Consider the following 17,837-nt stretch of genomic DNA (forward strand, 5'->3'; position numbering starts at 1 on the left):
GGCTACTGCAAGTACTTGCACTCCAACCCTTCAGCCCACCTGAGCAAGGAGGCCGCTACGGACCGATCGGGGATTCCGCAAACATCGGGATACAGAAGGTGACCTTGCCGGCATGTCGTCCTACACCTGCCTGAATGCCAGAACTGCGTTCATGCCGGCCATGGCGAAGGCGTTGCTCAGTGCCACGCGGACCTTGCGCTCGCGCGCGACGTTGGGCGTGACATCGAGATCGCAATCGGGGTCTGGCTCGCGATAATTGGCGGTCGGCGGCACGACACCCTCTTGGATTGCCATCACGCAGGCGATCATTTCAAGCGCGCTCGCGGCGCCGAGGCAATGCGCGTGCATGGACTTGGTGGAAGAGATGGACATCGAGTTGGCGTGGCCACCGAAGACTCGCTTGATCGCCTCCGTCTCCATCCGATCATTGGCCTTGGTGCCGGTGCCGTGCGCATTGATGTAGTCGACATCCTGGGCATTCAGCCCGGCATCGGCAAGGCAGGCGCGCATCGCCGCCTCCGGCCCCTCGACAGCCGGCGCGACGAGGTTGAAGGCATCAGCAGAAAGGCCGATGCCGGCGATCTCGGCAATAATCGTTGCGCCGCGAGCAGTGGCATGTTCATAGCTTTCCAGCACTGCCATCCCCGCACCCTCGCCCAGCACCAAGCCCCTCCTGTCGGAGGAGAACGGCCTGCAGGTATCTGGCGCAATCACGCGCATTGCTTCCCACGCTTTCACCACACAAAATACGAATGGCGCGTCGCTGCCTCCGGCAAGCATCACGTCGGCCCGGCCGCACCTGATCTGGTCTACGGCTGAGGCAATCGCATGGTTGGCAGAGGCGCAGGCGGAGGTGACGCCGAAGACCGGCCCGCGCAGGCCGAGGCTCATGCTGACTTGGCCGGCAGCGGCACTCGGCATCGCCTTGGGTACGTCCATGACGCCAGCACGGCGCGCGCCGTTCAAAAGGAGAGCGCGGTAGCTTGCCTCGATCGCTTCCCAGCCGCTGCCGCCGACGCCCACTATCGCACCGAAGCGATAGGCATTTCGTTCATCGCAGGAAAGTCCGGCCTGTCGCATGGCTTCCCGCGCTGCAATCACGGCAAGCAGGCTGAAGCGATCCATGGTGACGAGCTGCTTGCGGTCGATGTCGTGCTCAGGGAGCGTCTTGATCTCGGCACCGATCGTGCCGGTCAACCCATGAAGCTCTGAAGTGACAATCGGGCCGATTGCTGAGCGACCTTCGCGCATCTCTTTCCAGATGGAGGGGGCATCGGTGCCCAGCCCGCACAGCCCGCCTATTCCGGTGATAACGACCCGCCTGTCCATTCAAGCTGCCTCAGCGAGCAAGCCGCGGATGGCTTTCACGATGTCGCCAACATTCTGGAGATCCGACCACGCCTCCGATGTGTTCATTTCGATCTTAATGCCATAGGCTTGCTCGAGGTCCCAGAGCACGTCCGCCAGTCCCAGCGAATCGATGCCGAGCGCGGTCACTTCCGTCTCCGTCGTTATTTCGCCGACTATGGGTCGAAACGCTCCCGCAAAGTTCTCAGATTCGACGCGTTTCTTGATTATGGTAATGATTTCCGTTGCGAGTTGATCAGCCATTCTGTCTGTTCCTTTCGATTTCAGCTGGTTTGACGTGGACGCGGCTCAACTCCTACGGGCCGCGTTGCAAAAATAGCCACCGACAAAGCTCATGCTCATAAGGGCGGGCTGAGTTCCGGCCGATCTGCGGCGTAGGCTCTGATGACGAAGAAGGTCGCCGGCACTCGATGTGGCGCCAGCACATGACGGATCTGCGGTATGCAATGTGGGTTGGGCCAGTCCTCAAAGGTCGGCGTCAGCGCATCACCCGGCACTCACATGTGTAGTCCTGCTTACAATTCTGGACCGTTTCGGTCGATCAGGGTGCCGGACGGCCACTCGTCCATCGAGCGTCCAATTGGCGCAACGAAGACGATCACGTCCTCGACGCGGGTGGGCGGCAGGTCGGGATGTATATTTGCGAGGGTGGACCGTACCTCAACCCCCGACACAATGCTCGCCAGACCGCCGCGGCAGAACCTCTCAACGTGGTTCCGCATTGCCTGCCGAACCGTGCCGAACACAAATGGAACCCCCATCCGCTGCAGCAATGGGTACACAACGCTCAGTGAAAAGCTGATTCCGAGTCCCTCAAGATCCGGACGGACCCCGTATAAGCCAATTTCGGCCACCAGTAGATCGACCTCGCCAACTTTGATGAAGCGGCGCAGTATGCCAATATGAGCCGCTATGCCGTGCGCGTCGTAACCGATTGCGCGGAATTCCGGCCTTGCACCGGCCCAGCTACGGCCGCCTTCGAATGGCTTTGCGAGGAAGGCCCCATGCCGTCCATAAGTCTTTAGAAAGAAATCGGAGAGTTCGACATGGTCGGCCAGTTGCAACTCATTTTCCCAGCACAACTTCCACCGTACGTCAGAGCCCATGGAAATACCTCATCTTTTGATTGCTGTATTTGAGATAAGCGCCTACGCATGGAGAGCTTGTCGCGTCGAGCTGACGCGATGGACCTTGCGCGGATCACCGAAGAACCAAGCCGCAACCGACATGCGAGTTGATTTATGTTTCGGCGTATGCCGGAAGGCGTACACCAGAAGATGCTCCTTGGAGCTAACGCAAACATCGACGATTTTCCTTTAGTGCTTCCTTGAATTCTCCCTATGCGACGTTCTCCAGAATCGGTAAAATCGTTTGTTTCGATTAACGGCATCCACGCTATGGATAGCTAAAGACATGCGTTTCAAAGGGATTGACCTAAATCTCCTCGTTGTGCTCGACGCGCTGCTGGTGGAGCGCAGCCTCTCGGCGGCGGCCCGCCCCATCAACCTCAGTCAGCCGGCCATAAGTGCGGCCGTCGCCCCCGCTGCGCGATTTTTTCAGCGATGAACTGTTTACGACGAGCGGCCGCGAACGTTTTGTGACCCCGCGTGCGGCAGCACCTGCCCCCGCGGTTCGCGACGATCTCTGCACATCCAGTGCTCGATTATGGCTGTCCACCACAAGCAGCTGTCCGGCAGCTTACGTTCGAGAGATACATGTCGATGAGGCACGTCTCGGTCAGGTTCGGGCGTATTCTGAAGCCCTCCATCGAGGAATGGTTCTTGCTTGAACACCCCCGTCGCGACCCATCGCCGGTATCGGCGGAAGACGCTGTTCCACTTGCCATATTCATCAGGCATCAGGCAGATGAGGCCATTGCGCCCCGGTTCGGGCCATCCACATCCTGCCTTCGAAATAGCGCCGATTATCCTGCGCCGGACGGCACCCTCGACCCCGCTCTGCTGGCAGCAGCGGCCCGATCCGTGCCCATTCCTCGTCCGATACCCCAATCCGCGCGCCCAACGCTGCCTCCAAAAGACAGCCTTGAATCAGCGACCGACTCTAGCGTCAAGCTTTGTCCACGAAGCCTAATAGACGACAGTGCCTCCAAACTTGCCACAACACATGTGTGAGCTTTGCTACGCGCGCGAATGCGCCTCGCACTCGTGCTTTGCCAGCCGCCCGCGGGCTTATTTCGTCACAGCAAGGGCATTGTCTGTGGCTAGAACCGGCCAGTATTTCGAAATTGCCAGAATGGCGCCGACGGAAGAAAAATGACCGTAGTCGAAATAGAGAAACTCGCCTGCGTCGGCGTAGGGGCAGCGTCCTGCGCTACAGAGGAATTTCAGCGGATCGATGAAAGTGGCGCCTTTGGTAAATGAGCGCACACGATTGTTGATGTCGGGATCCATGGCCATTGGCCAGTATGTATCATCCGAATTTCTGCGCTTTGCGAAGAATGCGATTTTCCGAACGTCGGTTATGAATTGCGGAGACTGGCCGATGACGAACACGCGCACACCCCGGCCACGAAGCGTATCGATCGTTTGCTGCAGACCGTCGAAACTTCTCGCCTCGTAGTCGGTCCACCGCCCGCTGAGGACAACCGTCTTGATGCCTGCGTCCCGGATGATCTCCAGGGCCTTCTGATTGAACCGTATGCAATCCGGGCGTGCATACGAGAAGTAAGAGAGAATCGGTGGACAGCCTGCGTAAGTATATTCCACGACGTTGGCTTGAATTTTCTTTTTGTTGGCCTCCAGCCCTGAAACATAGTGGGCGGCGAAGGAGTCGCCCCACAACAAAACGGTCGTAGCGAAGCCGCGAGTGCGTGTGCAGTCCTCGATGTTCCAGCTTTCGATCCGGCTTGAGCCCTCGTTGAAACAGGTCCCCTCGAGCCAGTCCCCGACAGGAATCCGCTGCTGGGCATACTCCGGGAACCGTTGCGGAAAGCCGTTGCCGAGCGCCCCGGCCGCCCCGCCAACGCAAACAAGAGCGATTGCGCCCACTGAAAAGGCGAAGATCGGCAACGGGGCGGTGAAGGACCTTTTCTGCCGAAACGGCTGCTCGATATACTTCCAGGAGAATGCAGCCAATGCGAAGCTTGCAACCGTCATCGCAATGGTCATCGACGGGTCGAGAGTTTGTAACGAAAGATAGCGCGCGAACGCATTGATCGGCCAGTGAACAAGATACAGCGAATAGGAGATGAGGCCGATCAAGACCAGCGGCCGGACTTTGAGTATGCGGCTAGCTATCGTCGAGGGGCTATTTTGGCCGACATAGATAAGGAGGGCCGTTCCGAGGCACGGATACAGCGCGTTGTAGCCCGGGAACGGATCGCTCTCCGAAATCGCGAAGAACCCGATGGCGAGAAGGCCAAATCCGGCCAGCCCCACCATTTCCATAAGAAATCGATTGTTCAACGGCGGGGGCCGTTTCAGCATGAGCACGGCGCCCAGCATGAGTTCCCAAACTCGTGTCGGCAGCAGGTAGAATCCAGCGCTTGGCGCCAGCCATGTCGCCATGACCGCGAGCACGAAGCTGCCGAGAATGATCGGTAGGAGTGCTGTCAGCCAGCGCTTCGCAAAATAGTGACGGATCAGGAACATCAGGATTGGGGCAAAGATATAGTACTGCTCCTCGACCGAAAGCGACCACGTGTGCAACAGCGGTCGGAGCTCGGCATCGATGGAGAAGTAATTTGACGTTTTCCAAAAATAGATGTTTGACCAGAAAGTCGATGCCGCTATGACGCTGAGACTGAAGTCATGCAGATCTGACGGCAGAAGAATGAACAATGCCGCGATGCAGGTGAGGAGAGTGACAAAGATCAGGGCCGGCAGAATGCGTCGGGCACGGCGCCAGTAGAAGCTGACGATCGAAAACTCGCCGCGTTCAAGGTCGTCCAGAAGGCTTCCGGTGATCAGGTAGCCAGATATGACGAAGAAGATGTCCACGCCGGTAAAACCGCCGGGAATTGCCGAGATTCCGAAATGGAACAGTACGACCGGCAGCACCGCAAGGGCCCGAAGGCCATCGATATCACGCCTGTATGTCATTGAAAAAGTCCTCTGTTCACAGGTCACGGCGAGTGTCGGCAGCACACAGGTTGGGCTGACGTCGGAACCCGCAGCCCTTGGCAGCCACTCTCCTTCTGCTCGCCCGCAAAGCTCTCCGGACGTTGACGGCCATGTCATCGACGCCGGCCTCCTTCGCTGGGACAATGACTTTTTCGGATGCGGCATTCGGGTTAAGGCGTTCTCTGCTATTGACCCGCCGAACCAAGAAACATCCTGTGCCAGGTGTCCTGATGTGATTTCGAAGCATGAGGATCCATTTCGATGCTGCGTAGTCCGTTCCAAAAATCGGCACCAAAACTCAATGGACGGCGGACTAACGTCTCCTCGCGCTATTGTGCAAATCGATTTTGTTTATGCGGCCCCATCCAATTGATGGATGCATGCCCCCCGGGCGCCTTCACTGCCGGAATTAAGGAGACTGGGGCGCACGATGCTCGCTTCAGATAGAGGCGAACGAGACGATCAGGTTGTGGCGTGACCGGAAGCGGCCATCCTTGCTACAGCCTGATTGACGGTTCGCACGCCAAGCTTTGCGTTGGCGTTTTCCAGATGGAAGGTCACGGTGCGTTTCGAGAGGCCGAGGATCTGGCTGATATCCCAACGCCGCGCCGCCCATTTCAGAGCTTCGAACTCCCGCGTCTTTGCGCCATCCACCACGCAATTGCCGGCGAGCCTGCGCCGGACATGAATGTGGAAGTTGATCGCTACCAACTGCAAGGCTTTTTCGTAGCATTCCAGCGACCGCAAGACAGGCGGACGCGCCTCATCTGAAGCAAAGGTCAGCCAGCAAAGCGGCCGCGATGATCATGCATGGACATGGTCAAGCCGCACCGAATGCCAAACTGAGCTGCGTTTTCCAAAACTTCTTGCTGCGAGGCTGGCAAATACCGATGATCTCGATCCAGCCCCCAGTGGAAAGTATCCCAGCCTCGCAGCCCGCGCAGGATCACCAGATCGACGCTGTGGTAGCGCAGTCGCAGATAATTGGAGGTCCAGGAAGAAGGATAATTCGAGATCACTAACGGCGTGTCGCTGGAGGCTGGCGGGTAAGTGAAGTAAGCGAAGAGCGGAAATTCCAAGCCGGCGGCGGCCGAGGCCATTGCCTCGTGGAGATCCGCAGCATCGACGCTTGCTGAAAGTTGCTCGATGAATGTTTCAAATAGCCGATGCATCTGGTTTTGCGTAAACTCCGCGGATGTTCCTCGATGCCAGGCGCGGGGCTCGGGCTAAACGATCGCGAATCGAAGCGACGCGCAGGATCTCGTCCCCATCATCGCTCCCATTACTTTCCTGCCTCTGCTTGAAGACAACGCCGCGAACCTGACCAATTGCCAGGCGGTGACGTTGACACATTGTCGATGAGCCGTGTGTCGCCCAGCCAAGCCGCGACAAGCAGCCGTGCCGGTCGGTCAAGGCTTGCCAAAGCTCGCAGATCTGTTTCCGCGCGAAGTTCCAGGTATTCGACCTCGCGATAGCCGGCGGCCAGAATTGTTGCACGCGCTCCATCAAGCGTTGGCTGACGGGAGAGCCGCGCTCAAGCCGCTCGGCCGTATCGAAGAGGACCGATGCCAGCTTTGCGGCGATGACGCGTTCCGCTGGCGAGAGCCGGACGTTGCGCAATATCAAGGTCCCTCACCATGCGTCTGACAGTCTGAAACTGCTGGAAATCCTTCTCGCCAAAAAACGCGAAGTCAGCGCCGGTCTGCGGAAAGAGCTTGGCCACGACCGTCGCCACACCATCGACAGCCAGCTGCGCTCAACCCGCGCCTCCTTCCCTTGCGTTACCCGCTGCGGGTGTCGCGTTTGGCATATTTTTGTGCAAATGCGAAGAGCTAAAAAGGCGGACTTGCGGATCTGCGGTGTTGACGCGCAAACCTCCACGCTTACACTAAATCGATTAAGGCGCCCCTAGCTCTGGGCCAACCACTTCGCGGACATGGACCACAAGAAAACAGGAACCAGGAAAGACAGAGCCGCCATCAAGGCCGGCCAAGTCAAAGTCGATTTGATCGCCGTTGTCGTCGCCGTCAATGACAGTGAACCCTGTGTCCTAACAATCGGCCGGATGAACACCCTTCCCTCCGGACCGTTTGCGCTCGAGCACCGATCGCTGCAATCCGGCCTGAGGGGGTGGGTCGAGCATCAGACCGGCCATCCGCTTGGGTACACCGAGCAACTCTACACGTTCGCGGATCGGGACCGCATCGGCGCCGAGCGCGAGCGCGCCATCTCCATCAGCTATCTCGCACTGACCCGCAAGGAACAGAGCTCGACCGAGTGCGGCTGGCGAAGTTGGTACGAATATTTTCCATGGGAGGATCACCGCTCCGGCACGCCGCCGGTGATGCTGGATTTTGTGCGACCGCGCTTGATCGAGTGGGCGGATGGCGCAAGCGACGCAGCCACGCGACGCGAACGCCGTCAGCGGTCGGCGATAGCGTTCGGCTTCGATGATCGCCATTGGAACGAGGAACTCGCGCTTCAACGCTATGAGTTGCTTTACGAAGCAGGCCTGGTTCAGGAGGCCGGAAGCGGAACGGACGCGACCCCGCTTCCCCTGGTGCCCAGCGAGTCCATGGTCGCCGATCATCGCCGCATCATGGCGACCGGCATTGCGCGGCTGCGCTCCAAAATCAAATACCGGCCGGTCGTCTTCGAGCTTATGCAGCCGACTTTCACACTGCTGCAGCTGCAGCGAACGGTGGAAGCCTTAGCTGGCAGGCTCATCAACAAGCCGAACTTCCGCAGGCTTGTTGAGCAGCAGGAGCTGGTCGAGGAAACTGGCGAGACTTCCGTTGATACGGGGGGCGACCAGCAAAGCTCTATCGTTTCCGCCGTGGGGTCCTCGATGAAAGGGCTGTCGCGGGGACGAAATTGCCGCTGACGCGGGCTTGACAACCTTATAGTCAAGGTAGACATATCCCTTATTATCAGATCGAATATAATCGGAGGCGCTGATGACTGGGGCGTTACCTACTGCCGCGTCCTTGTACGAGCGCGTCCGGCGCGTGGTCCCGCCAGTCGAATGGTCGACCTTTGCAAACGACATTGATGCCATCCTCGCGTGAAGCGGGAGCGCAACGCCATCATCCTCGCGCACAATTATCAGACGCCTGAGATCTTCCATTGCGTCGCAGACGTCGTCGGCGACAGCCTCGCACTGGCCCGTAAAGCAATGGCGGTGGATGCCGACATCATCGTGGTTGCCGGCGTGCATTTCATGGCCGAGACCGCAAAGCTGCTAAATCCGAACACGACTGTGCTCATCCCGGACATGGGCGCCGGTTGCTCACTGGCGGATTCGATCACGGCACAAGATGTGCAGCTGATGCGACAGCGCTATCCGGAGGTCCCGGTTGTCACCTATGTCAATACGTCCGCAGCTGTGAAGGCCCAATCCGACATCTGCTGCACCTCGGGCAACGCCAAGGCGGTAGTGGAATCGCTCGGCGTGCCGCGAGTGATCATGCTGCCCGATGAATTTCTTGCGAAGAACATCGCCGCCCAGACGAAGGTCGAGATCATCGCCTGGAAGGGTCATTGCGAGGTGCATGAGCGCTTCACCCCGGCCGATATCCGCGAGCTGCGCGCTGCACACGCGGGCGTGGTCGTACTCGCCCATCCCGAATGTCCGCCCGACGTTGTAAGAGAGGCGGATTTCTCGGGGTCGACGGCCGCCATGTCGGATTATGTCGAGCGGGAGAAACCGGCACGGGTCGTGTTGATGACGGAATGTTCGATGAGCGACAACGTCGCGGTCGCGCATCCCGACGTCGAGTTCGTTCGCCCCTGCAATCTTTGCCCACACATGAAGCGCATCACGCTCGCCAACATTCGCGCCGCGCTCGAGGAGAACCGGTACGAGATCCGGATCGATCCCGGGATAGCCGACCCCGCCCGCCGCGCGGTCGAGCGCATGCTTTCAATATGAACCTTGATGTCCTCGACATCGCCGGAGCGCCGGTCGTCATCGGCGCCGGCATTGCCGGCCTGATGACGGCACTTCATCTAGCGCCGGAACCGGTCGTGCTTCTGTCCAATGCGCCGCTTGGAACCGGAGTCTGCAGCGAGCTCGCTCAGGGTGGTCTTGCGGCAAGTCTCGGCGGCGACGACGACCCCGAACTTCATCTTTGCGACACAATTGCAGCCGGCGACGGCCTCTGAGACGAGGCGACGGTGCGGCGAGTGGTCCGGGCTGCAACCAATGCGATCAAGACCCTGGACCGGTTCGGCGTCGCCTTCGACCGCTACCCTAAAGGCGCTTTGCGGCTCGGGCTTGAGGCAGCACATTCGCAACGGCGGATCGTGCATGCCGGCGGCGACGCCACGGGTCGGGAGCTGGTCCGCGCACTCATCGCCGCAGCGCGCCGGACAGCCTCGATCACTATTCTCGAAGACGTGGAGGTCCGCCGCCTGATCGTGGAAGACGGGTCGGTCATCGCCGTGGTCGCGGTCGGGTACGCGGGTGCGGTCGCTTTGCCCACGCGCCGCGCGGTGCTGGCAACCGGCGGCATCGGCGGCCTGTTTTGCGACACGACAAACCCGCCTGGCTCATGGGGACACGGGCTGGCACTCGCTGCCTGGGCCGGGGCAGAGCTCGCCGACCTGGAATTCGTGCAGTTCCATCCGACCGCCCTCGACACCCCGCGTCGGCCGATGCCGCTGGTGAGCGAAGCAGTGCGCGGCGAAGGCGCGATGCTCATTGACGAGCGAGGAGAGCGCTTCCTCGCTGAAACGCCTGGCGGCGAGCTTGCGCCTCGCGACGTGGTGGCGCGCGCCGTTTGGCATCAGCTTGCTGCCGGGGGCCGCGTGTTCCTGGACGCGCGGCGATGTCTCGGCCCTAGTTTTGAAAAGCGCTTCCCAGGCATTGCCGGTTTCTGCCGCGAGGCAGGCGTAGATCCTGCGACCGACCCGATTCCGGTGCGCCCAGCGGCGCATTATCACATGGGCGGCGTTGCCGTAGACGCCGGCGGCCGCAGCTCCGTCGAGGGATTGTGGGCGTGCGGCGAGGTTGCTTGTACTGGCCTGCACGGCGCCAATCGTCTCGCAAGCAACTCGCTCACCGAAGCGGCGGTCACCGCGAGCTGGGTTGCTGAAAGCGTTGCCGGCGCATCGTATACCCGGCGACGGCGTGTATGTTCCACGTTGGTGCCTCCACGGCCAGACGCTTCAGGCATCAGGGCGGTCGTCTCCGCCGCACTCGGCATCATCCGCGATGGCCAGACGATGCGCGAAGCGGTGGCGACCCTGCTGCCGATGGCAGGTCACGACGGCCCCAAGTCCGGCCCGGCTTTGGTCTCACTGATGCTGGCCGTTGCAGCCCTACGGCGAGAAGAGAGCCGCGGCGCGCACTGTCGATCCGATTTCCCCCGGCGCGATGCAGACGCGTGTACGTCACGGCTGACGCTGAACAGCGCAATGCAGGCCGCCGCCGCACTCAGTTGCCGGGCACCGATACGGAGCACGTGATATGGTTTCATTCTCACCCCTCCCCTCGACACTGATCGAACCGATCGTGCGCGGTGCCCTTCTCGAAGACCTTGGCAGATGCGGCGACCTGACCAGCGATGCAGTGATCCCCCACGATTGCATTGCCACCTTGGTGCTCAAATCGCGACAGGCGGGCATCGTTGCCGGGCTCGATCTGGTCGCGTACGCCTTCCTGCTCGTGGAGCCCGCGATCGACATTCACATTTGGCGTCCTGACGGCAGTGATGTCGGGGCGGGTGAAACCATCGCGAAGCTGTGTGGACCGGCGCGCGGCCTGCTCGCAGCCGAGCGCACAGCGCTCAATTTCCTGTGTCGCCTCAGCGGCATTGCCACAGCCACAGCGGCGATGGTGGAGTCCGTGCGTGGCCACAAGGCGAGGATCGTATGCACTCGAAAGACGACTCCCGGCCTGCGCGCGCTGGAGAAATACGCCGTGCGCGTCGGCGGCGGCGCCAATCACCGCTTCGGGCTCGACGACGGCGTGCTTATCAAGGACAACCACATAGCGATCGCCGGTGACATGCGCACAGCTATAGAGCGGGCGCGCGCCGCCGCAGGCCACATGGTGAAGATCGAGGTTGAGGTCGACACGCTGGAACAGCTGGATATCGCGCTTACAGTTGGAGTCGACGCGGTGCTGCTGGACAATATGTCAGTCGAGGACCTTGCCCGCGCCGTGGCAACGGTCGGCGGCCGCACAATCACCGAGGCCTCAGGTCGGGTGACACCGAAAACGGCTCCCGCAATCGCAGCCACCGGTGTCGATCTCATTTCCATGGGCTGGCTGACCCACAGCGCGCCGATCCTCGATATCGGCCTGGACATGCCAGCCCTGGGAAACATCGGCACCCGCTTGAACTGATGGAGACAAAATGAAGAGCAGTACCCCTCGGACCTGCACGCAGCGAAAAGGTGCTCGAAGCGAGCCTGTTACCGTTCAACGACGTGAGATTCGAGGCGCATTGCGCTGACGACGGTCATAGCGCTGCGAGCCCCGCCGGTCGATTGACCCCTGCACGCGCTCGCCGACCAGCAACAAAGGCTTTTGAAGATGACGATTGAAATGAACGCGGAAACCGATGTGAACCAGGTTGTGGACACCATCGACGTAGCGCTACCCCGATGGAGCAGCAAGGAGGCGGAGGCGATCCACGGCATGCCGTTCAATGACCTGCTCTTCCTGGCTCAGACGGTTCACCGCCAGAACTTCGATCGCAACCGGGTGCAGTTGTCGCGGCTGCTCAGCATCAAGACCGGCGGATGCCCGGAGGATTGCGGTTATTGCAGCCAGTCTGCACATCACAAGACCGGCTTGATGGCCACGAAGCTGATGGAGGTCGAGCGGGTCATCACTGAGGCGACCAAGGCGCGTGACGCCGGCGCCACCCGTTATTGCATGGGCGCGGCCTGGCGCCACCCGAAGGAGCGTGACATGAACGCCCTGATCGCCATGGTCGAGAGCATAAAGGCACTCGGCATGGAGACCTGCATGACGCTCGGCATGCTCGAACTTGGCCAGGCGCACCGCTTAAAGGCGGCCGGCCTCGACTACTATAACCACAACATCGACACCTCCGAGCGCTACTACCCAGAGGTTGTCTCCACCCACACCTTTGCCGACCGGCTGCAAACGCTTGGCCACGTGCGCGAGGCTGGCATAAAGGTCTGCTGCGGTGGCATTTTCGGGATGGGCGAGGAAAAGGCCGACCGCATCGACATGCTGGTCACGCTGGCCAACCTGCCTGAGCCGCCCGAAAGCGTGCCGATCAACCTTCTGATCCCCATCAAGGGCACGCCGCTTGCCGAGGCCGGCCCCCTCGACCCGATCGACTTCGTGCGTACAATTGCGCTCGCTCGCGTCATGATGCCCAAGTCCTTTGTAAGGCTGTCCGCCGGCAGGACGGCGATGAGCGACGAAATGCAGGCACTGTGCTTTTTCGCCGGCGCCAATTCCATATTCGTTGGGGACACGCTGCTGACGGCAGAAAATCCTGGCGAGGACAAGGATCTTTTGCTCTTCCGGCGCCTTGGCATCGAGCCGATGGCAGTCGAGGCGCAATGAACGGGGCACCGCTTGCCCGCTACGAGGCAACCTTGCAGGGACTGGCGCGCAGGGACCGGTTGCGCACACTTGCGCCACGCGCCGGGCTCGACTTCTCGTCGAACGACTATCTCGGGCTGGCCGCCTCCAGGAGACTTGGCGACGCGGTTGCGGCTGCCATTGCGCGGGGTACGCCGGTTGGCGCAACCGGGTCGCGGCTGTTGCGCGGCAACGCGCCGGAGCATGAGCAACTGGAGGCAGACGCCGCGGCGTTCTTCGGCACCGAACGCGCGCTGTTCTTTGGCAGCGGCTACATCGCCAACTTCGCTCTCCTGACCGCGCTGCCACAGAAGGGCGACCTGCTGGTCCTCGACGAACTCGCCCATGCCAGCATGCATGAGGGGGCGCGGGCAGGACGCGCCGAGTTCAAGCTGGTTGCGCACAACGACGTCGATGCTGCCGAGGACGCGATCACGCGCTGGCGCGCCGAAGGCGGCATGGGACGCGTCTGGATCGCGATCGAAAGCCTCTATAGCATGGATGGCGACCGCGCGCCGCTAAAAAGTCTTGTCGCGCTTGCCGATAGGCACGAGGCATTCATTGTCGTCGACGAAGCGCATGCCACCGGTGTCTGGGGACCGAACGGCCGCGGCCTAGCTGCCGAGTTTGAGGGCCGCGACAACATCGTCGCGCTCCACACATGCGGCAAGGCGCTCGGCGCGTCCGGCGCACTGGTCACCGGACCGCGAACGCTGTGCGACTATCTCATCAATCGGTGCCGGCCATTCATCTACGCCACCGCGCCATCGCCGCTGATGGCGGTGGCAGTGCGCGAAGCGCTCGCCATGCTATCCGACGAGCCCATGCGCCGCGTTCAGCTGCAGGATCGCCTTGCCTTCGCCGGCCGTCAATTGGCCGAGCGCTGCGGCGTTAAGCCGAGCGGCTCGCAGATACAGCCCTTTGCCATCGGCGATGTCGGGCGCACCATGGTGGTGGCGGCGGCACTGCAGGCCCGCGGCTTCGACATCCGCGGCATCCGCCCGCCGACCGTGCCAGAGGGCACATCGCGCCTGCGCATTTCGCTGACGCTCAACGTCGACGAAGCTGCCATCTCGGCCATGGTCGACGCGCTCGTTGAGGTGTTGGCCCAAACATGACCGGAGCGGCATGACCCAACGCATCGTCATCACCGGAACCGACACCGGAATTGGCAAGACCGTGTTTGCGGCTGGGCTCGCCGGCCTGCTCGACGGCTTCTACTGGAAGCCGGTGCAATCGGGCCTCGGCGGCGAGACCGACAGCGAGGTGGTTGCGCGGCTCGCCGGCTTGCCCTCGGAGCGCGTGCTGCCGGAAGCCTACCGCTTGAAGAGCCCGCTGTCGCCGCATCGTTCGGCCGAGATCGACGGCGTCGCGATCAAGGCTGCCGATCTTACTTTTCCCGTCCTGCCGGCGCCGCTCGTGATCGAGGGCGCGGGCGGCCTGATGGTGCCGCTCAATCGAAAGACAAGGTTCATCGACATCTTCGCTGAATGGCGGCTGCCGGTCATTCTGTGCGCCCGCACCACGCTCGGCACCATCAACCACACGCTGCTGTCGATCGAGGCCCTGCGCGCCCGCTCCATCCCGCTGGCCGGCATCGCCTTCATCGGCGATGAAATGGCCGATACGCAACGGACAATCGTGGAATTCGGCGGGGTGCCGCAGCTTGGCAGGCTGCCGTATCTCGACCCGCTGACGGAAAAGACGCTGAGAGACGCAATGATTGCCGGCTTCGCCTTCGCCTCGATTACGGGAGATCACTGATGTCGCAGTCCCGTGTGTGGCATCCATTCACCCAGCACGCGCTCGAGCCGGCGATTCCTGAAATCGTGCTGACCGAAGGCGCCTATCTCCACAACGCCGACGGTACGCGCATCCTGGACGCCATTTCCTCCTGGTGGGTCGTCACCCATGGCCACCGCCATCCCCGCATCATGAAGGCTATTGAGGCGACCGCGTCGAGCCTCGACCAGATCATCTTCGCAGGTTTCACCCACGAGCCGGCCGAACGCCTGGGCAAGGCGCTTGTCGGCCTCGCACCGTCCGGTCTCGACTGGGTGTTCTATTCAGACAGCGGCTCGACCTGCGTCGAAGTCGCACTGAAGATGGCGCTCGGCTATTTCCGCAACATCGGCGCGCCGCGCTCGCGCATCGTCGTGATGGAGCACAGCTATCACGGCGACACGATCGGCACGATGAGTGTCGGCGCCCGCGGCGTGTTCAACGCCGCCTACGAACCCTTGCTGTTCGAGGTCGACACCATCCCCTTCCCGGCCGCCGGGCGCGAGCAGGAAACACTGGATCGGTTCGAGGCAGTTTCCCGTGACCGGCACCCCGCCGCGCTGATCGTCGAGCCGCTGGTGCTTGGCGCCGGCGGCATGCTGATGTATCCGGCCTGGGTCCTGGCCGAATTGAAGAAGATCGCCGAGGCATCGGGCACGCTGCTGATCGCCGATGAAGTAATGACCGGCTGGGGCCGCACCGGAACTATGTTCGCCTGCGAGCAGGCGTCTATCTCACCGGATATCCTTTGCACCTCGAAGGGCCTGACCGGCGGCGTGATCCCACTGGCCGCCACGCTCACCACCGATGCCATTTTCCAGGCCCACTATTCGACGGACCGGAAGAAGACCTTTTTTCATTCGAGCTCCTACACCGCCAATCCGATTGCCTGCGCCGCAGCGCTCGCCAATGTCGAGATCTGGCGCGACGAGCCGGTGGCCGAGCGGGTCGCGGCGTTGAGCGCTATGCAGGATGCCGGACTTCAACGCTTTCGTCACAATCCCTACTTCACCGACAGCCGGGCGACCGGCACGATCGCCGCCCTCGATCTGCGCACTGGCTCCGCCGGCTATCTGGCCGAAATCGGGCCGAAGCTGCGCGCTTTCTTCCTCGAGCGCGGCCTGCTTGTCCGTCCGCTCGGCAATGTCCTCTATCTTCTTCCGCCCTATTGCACCACCGGCGAGGAACTGGATGGGCTCTATGACGCCATCGAGGAAGCCGGCGAACGCTTCGGCTCAAAGCCATGAGCCGTTCGTCGCGCATTCTCGGGTTCGGTCATCATGCGCCTGGGCGCAAAGTGGCGAATGCCGAGATCGAGAGCAATCTCGGGCTCGACCCGGGCTGGATCGAAAGGCGTACCGGAATCCGTTCGCGCTTCTGGGCAACGGACGAAGACACGCTGTCGAGCCTTGCCGCCTCTGCCGGCGACATGGCGCTGGCGAATGCCGGTATTGACCGCAGCGACATCGGGCTGCTGTTGCTTGCCACCTCGACGCCCGACCACCTTCTGCCGCCCAGCGCGCCGCTGGTCGCAAACAAGCTCGGCCTTGGCCGCGCAGGCGCGGTCGACCTGACCGGCGCCTGTGCCGGCTTCATCTATGCGCTGATGTTCGCCGACGGGTTCACCCGCCTGCATGGCAAACCGGCGCTGGTCATCGCCGCCAACATCCTCAGCCGCCGCATCAATCCGGCTGAGCGCGCGAGCTCGGTCCTGTTTGCCGATGCCGCGGGCGCCCTGGTGATCGGTCCGTGCGAGGACCCCGATCGCGGCATTCTCGGTGCCTCGGTGGATTCGGATGGCTCGCGCTACGGGCTGATCCAGATTCCTGCTGGAGGAAGCAATAAGCCGTTCCACGGCGACCTCGACCTCGAGCAGACTCGAATGACGATCACCGACGGCCGTGAAGTGTTCGCCAAGGCGGTCGAGATGATGACTGCCTGCTCGCAGGACGCGCTCACTGCTGCCCGAATGCGGCCACAGGACATCGACCGGTTCGTGCCGCATCAGGCCAATGCCCGCATTTTCGATGCTGTCGGGCGAAACCTCGGCATTGCAGATCAAGCAATCGTCAAGACGATAGCCGACTACGGCAACTCTTCCGCCGCGACGATCCCACTCTCGCGGTCGCTGGCCCATCAGACGGAGCCGTTTTGGCCGGGCCAGAAAATCCTGCTCGCAGCCGCAGGTGCCGGTCTCAGCGGCGGCGCGCTCGTCGTCGGAATTTAGCCGAATAACTGGGCGCTCCGAGGGCGGCAGGGGCTGGTCATTCATGATGGATAGGACAACAGACCAATGCGAAAAGTACTCGCCGGCAAGCTGCACGGCATCTACGTTACCGAAGCGAACCTCAACTACCATGGTTCGATAACGCTGGACCCTGACCACTGCGAGGCAGCCGGAATCCTGCCGATGGAATTCGTGGAGATATGGAACAAGAATTCCGGCGCGCGAATCTCGACCTATGTCATTCTCGGCGAACGCGGCTCACGATGCTGCATCCTCAACGGAGCGGCCGCCCGCACCTGCCAGCCCGACGACCAGATCATTGTATGCAACTCCATCTATCTGGACGAAGCGCACATTACCTCACTGAAGCCGCGGATTGTCACGTTCGACCAGGACAACAACATACTCGACCGCCTAAGCTACTCCGTCGATCTTGACGCAGATGGCCGCTACACCTTCTCGATCCTTGACGAGACTGATGAGGCTTTGGCTATTCCTGCGCTGGTCTCCGGGGCGTGACACCCGCCGCACATGTGACATCAGCGTTCGTCAATTGGTGGCCTGCTGGCAAGGCCGAGCCTGGCGCGTTGGCCATCGGCGAAATTCTCAGCAGGCGACTGCGCCTTGAACCGATGAACTGTCAGTTTGCCGTCCTCAACAACATGAACGACCCATCCCCCACCGCAACGTTTGACACGCACGTCGTTTGGTTCCCCAGCCACCATCGCTGCCCCTCATTTTAGTCACCCTGGACCGAGCCTGGAAGTCGCTCCATGCACAGCGAAAAACACGGGACCTTACGTTACGT

The 17,837-nt window shown here is 61.5% G+C and carries 15 protein-coding genes and 5 pseudogenes; 11 read left to right on the plus strand and 9 right to left on the minus strand.

What is annotated here, in order from left to right; translation table 11 throughout:
• Positions 1-120: 120 nt before the first annotated feature.
• The 4 genes from AC56QX_RS38930 to AC56QX_RS38945 form a co-directional block, all read right to left on the minus strand.
• Positions 121-1,329 (minus strand): beta-ketoacyl-[acyl-carrier-protein] synthase family protein, encoded by a 1,209-nt coding sequence (locus AC56QX_RS38930; RefSeq protein WP_497118582.1) that lies wholly within the window; start codon positions 1,327-1,329, stop codon positions 121-123.
• Entirely contained in the window at positions 1,330-1,611 is a 282-nt protein-coding gene (locus AC56QX_RS38935) for an acyl carrier protein (protein ID WP_183455234.1), read from the minus strand.
• Positions 1,612-1,706: 95 nt separating this feature from the next.
• On the minus strand, positions 1,707-1,865 hold the full coding sequence (locus tag AC56QX_RS38940) for a polysaccharide deacetylase family protein (RefSeq protein ID WP_497118583.1): 159 nt from the start codon (positions 1,863-1,865) through the stop codon (positions 1,707-1,709).
• Between the two features lie 18 nt (positions 1,866-1,883).
• Positions 1,884-2,474, minus strand: a complete 591-nt coding sequence (locus AC56QX_RS38945; RefSeq protein WP_258598503.1) for a NodA family N-acyltransferase — start codon at positions 2,472-2,474, stop codon at positions 1,884-1,886.
• A 307-nt stretch (positions 2,475-2,781) separates the two neighbouring features.
• Between AC56QX_RS38945 and AC56QX_RS38950 the strand changes: the two are divergent.
• Positions 2,782-3,206: pseudogene (locus AC56QX_RS38950) on the plus strand (helix-turn-helix domain-containing protein); the annotation flags it as partial.
• A gap of 13 nt (positions 3,207-3,219) precedes the next feature.
• Here the strand turns inward: AC56QX_RS38950 and AC56QX_RS38955 are convergent.
• The 5 genes and pseudogenes from AC56QX_RS38955 to AC56QX_RS38975 form a co-directional block, all read right to left on the minus strand.
• Positions 3,220-3,402: a transposase gene (locus AC56QX_RS38955; RefSeq protein ID WP_497118885.1), complete on the minus strand. Its 183-nt coding sequence runs from the start codon at positions 3,400-3,402 to the stop codon at positions 3,220-3,222.
• Positions 3,403-3,557: 155 nt separating this feature from the next.
• Complete coding sequence (locus tag AC56QX_RS38960) at positions 3,558-5,429, minus strand: acyltransferase family protein (RefSeq protein ID WP_497118584.1); 1,872 nt, start codon at positions 5,427-5,429, stop codon at positions 3,558-3,560.
• A gap of 483 nt (positions 5,430-5,912) precedes the next feature.
• The gene (locus AC56QX_RS38965) at positions 5,913-6,167 is read right to left on the minus strand and encodes a LuxR C-terminal-related transcriptional regulator (RefSeq protein ID WP_497118585.1); all 255 of its coding nucleotides are present in this window, start codon (positions 6,165-6,167) and stop codon (positions 5,913-5,915) included.
• Positions 6,168-6,229: 62 nt separating this feature from the next.
• On the minus strand, positions 6,230-6,622 hold the full coding sequence (locus tag AC56QX_RS38970) for an autoinducer binding domain-containing protein (protein WP_497118586.1): 393 nt from the start codon (positions 6,620-6,622) through the stop codon (positions 6,230-6,232).
• A 110-nt stretch (positions 6,623-6,732) separates the two neighbouring features.
• Positions 6,733-7,191: pseudogene (locus tag AC56QX_RS38975) on the minus strand (pantoate--beta-alanine ligase); the annotation flags it as partial.
• Between the two features lie 195 nt (positions 7,192-7,386).
• Here AC56QX_RS38975 and AC56QX_RS38980 point away from each other — a divergent pair.
• The 10 genes and pseudogenes from AC56QX_RS38980 (at position 7,387) to panD (ending at position 17,548) form a co-directional block, all read left to right on the plus strand.
• Positions 7,387-8,345: pseudogene (locus AC56QX_RS38980) on the plus strand (NUDIX hydrolase).
• Positions 8,346-8,407: 62 nt separating this feature from the next.
• Positions 8,408-9,381, plus strand: a pseudogene (nadA, locus tag AC56QX_RS38985) (quinolinate synthase NadA).
• A pseudogene (locus AC56QX_RS38990) lies at positions 9,378-10,919 on the plus strand (L-aspartate oxidase). Before nadA ends, AC56QX_RS38990 begins: the two co-directional pseudogenes overlap by 4 nt.
• Position 10,920: 1 nt before the next feature.
• Complete coding sequence (gene nadC, locus AC56QX_RS38995) at positions 10,921-11,802, plus strand: carboxylating nicotinate-nucleotide diphosphorylase (protein ID WP_497118587.1); 882 nt, start codon at positions 10,921-10,923, stop codon at positions 11,800-11,802.
• A gap of 189 nt (positions 11,803-11,991) precedes the next feature.
• A complete protein-coding gene (bioB, locus tag AC56QX_RS39000) occupies positions 11,992-13,002 on the plus strand; it encodes a biotin synthase BioB (protein ID WP_497118588.1) in 1,011 nt (336 codons plus the stop codon).
• Entirely contained in the window at positions 12,999-14,138 is a 1,140-nt protein-coding gene (locus tag AC56QX_RS39005) for an 8-amino-7-oxononanoate synthase (protein ID WP_497118590.1), read from the plus strand. The genes bioB and AC56QX_RS39005 overlap by 4 nt, the downstream gene beginning before the upstream one ends.
• A 10-nt stretch (positions 14,139-14,148) precedes the next feature.
• Positions 14,149-14,784, plus strand: a complete 636-nt coding sequence (gene bioD / locus AC56QX_RS39010; protein WP_497118591.1) for a dethiobiotin synthase — start codon at positions 14,149-14,151, stop codon at positions 14,782-14,784.
• Positions 14,784-16,049 (plus strand): adenosylmethionine--8-amino-7-oxononanoate transaminase, encoded by a 1,266-nt coding sequence (locus AC56QX_RS39015; protein ID WP_497118592.1) that lies wholly within the window; start codon positions 14,784-14,786, stop codon positions 16,047-16,049. The genes bioD and AC56QX_RS39015 overlap by 1 nt, the downstream gene beginning before the upstream one ends.
• Positions 16,046-17,029, plus strand: coding sequence for a 3-oxopimeloyl-[acyl-carrier-protein] synthase BioZ (gene bioZ, locus AC56QX_RS39020; protein WP_497118593.1), 984 nt, complete (start codon positions 16,046-16,048; stop codon positions 17,027-17,029). The genes AC56QX_RS39015 and bioZ overlap by 4 nt, the downstream gene beginning before the upstream one ends.
• Before the next feature lie 66 nt (positions 17,030-17,095).
• Positions 17,096-17,548 carry an aspartate 1-decarboxylase gene (gene panD / locus AC56QX_RS39025; protein ID WP_497118594.1) on the plus strand — a complete coding sequence of 151 codons (453 nt, stop codon included), beginning with the start codon at positions 17,096-17,098 and terminating at the stop codon, positions 17,546-17,548.
• The last annotated feature ends 289 nt before the right edge of the window (positions 17,549-17,837 follow it).

The organism is Mesorhizobium sp. RCAM 06353, assembly GCF_059683585.1.

What these genes read in the sequence shown, in the direction of transcription:
- AC56QX_RS38930 (WP_497118582.1), bottom strand. Translation starts at nt 1,329, where the DNA reads ATGGACAGGCGGGTCGTTATCACCGGAATAGGCGGGCTGTGCGGGCTG.
- AC56QX_RS38935 (WP_183455234.1), bottom strand. Translation starts at nt 1,611, where the DNA reads ATGGCTGATCAACTCGCAACGGAAATCATTACCATAATCAAGAAACGC.
- AC56QX_RS38945 (WP_258598503.1), bottom strand. Translation starts at nt 2,474, where the DNA reads ATGGGCTCTGACGTACGGTGGAAGTTGTGCTGGGAAAATGAGTTGCAA.
- AC56QX_RS38960 (WP_497118584.1), bottom strand. Translation starts at nt 5,429, where the DNA reads ATGACATACAGGCGTGATATCGATGGCCTTCGGGCCCTTGCGGTGCTG.
- AC56QX_RS38970 (WP_497118586.1), bottom strand. Translation starts at nt 6,622, where the DNA reads ATGCATCGGCTATTTGAAACATTCATCGAGCAACTTTCAGCAAGCGTC.
- nadC (WP_497118587.1), top strand. Translation starts at nt 10,921, where the DNA reads ATGGTTTCATTCTCACCCCTCCCCTCGACACTGATCGAACCGATCGTG.
- bioB (WP_497118588.1), top strand. Translation starts at nt 11,992, where the DNA reads ATGACGATTGAAATGAACGCGGAAACCGATGTGAACCAGGTTGTGGAC.
- AC56QX_RS39005 (WP_497118590.1), top strand. Translation starts at nt 12,999, where the DNA reads ATGAACGGGGCACCGCTTGCCCGCTACGAGGCAACCTTGCAGGGACTG.
- bioD (WP_497118591.1), top strand. Translation starts at nt 14,149, where the DNA reads ATGACCCAACGCATCGTCATCACCGGAACCGACACCGGAATTGGCAAG.
- AC56QX_RS39015 (WP_497118592.1), top strand. Translation starts at nt 14,784, where the DNA reads ATGTCGCAGTCCCGTGTGTGGCATCCATTCACCCAGCACGCGCTCGAG.
- bioZ (WP_497118593.1), top strand. Translation starts at nt 16,046, where the DNA reads ATGAGCCGTTCGTCGCGCATTCTCGGGTTCGGTCATCATGCGCCTGGG.
- panD (WP_497118594.1), top strand. Translation starts at nt 17,096, where the DNA reads ATGCGAAAAGTACTCGCCGGCAAGCTGCACGGCATCTACGTTACCGAA.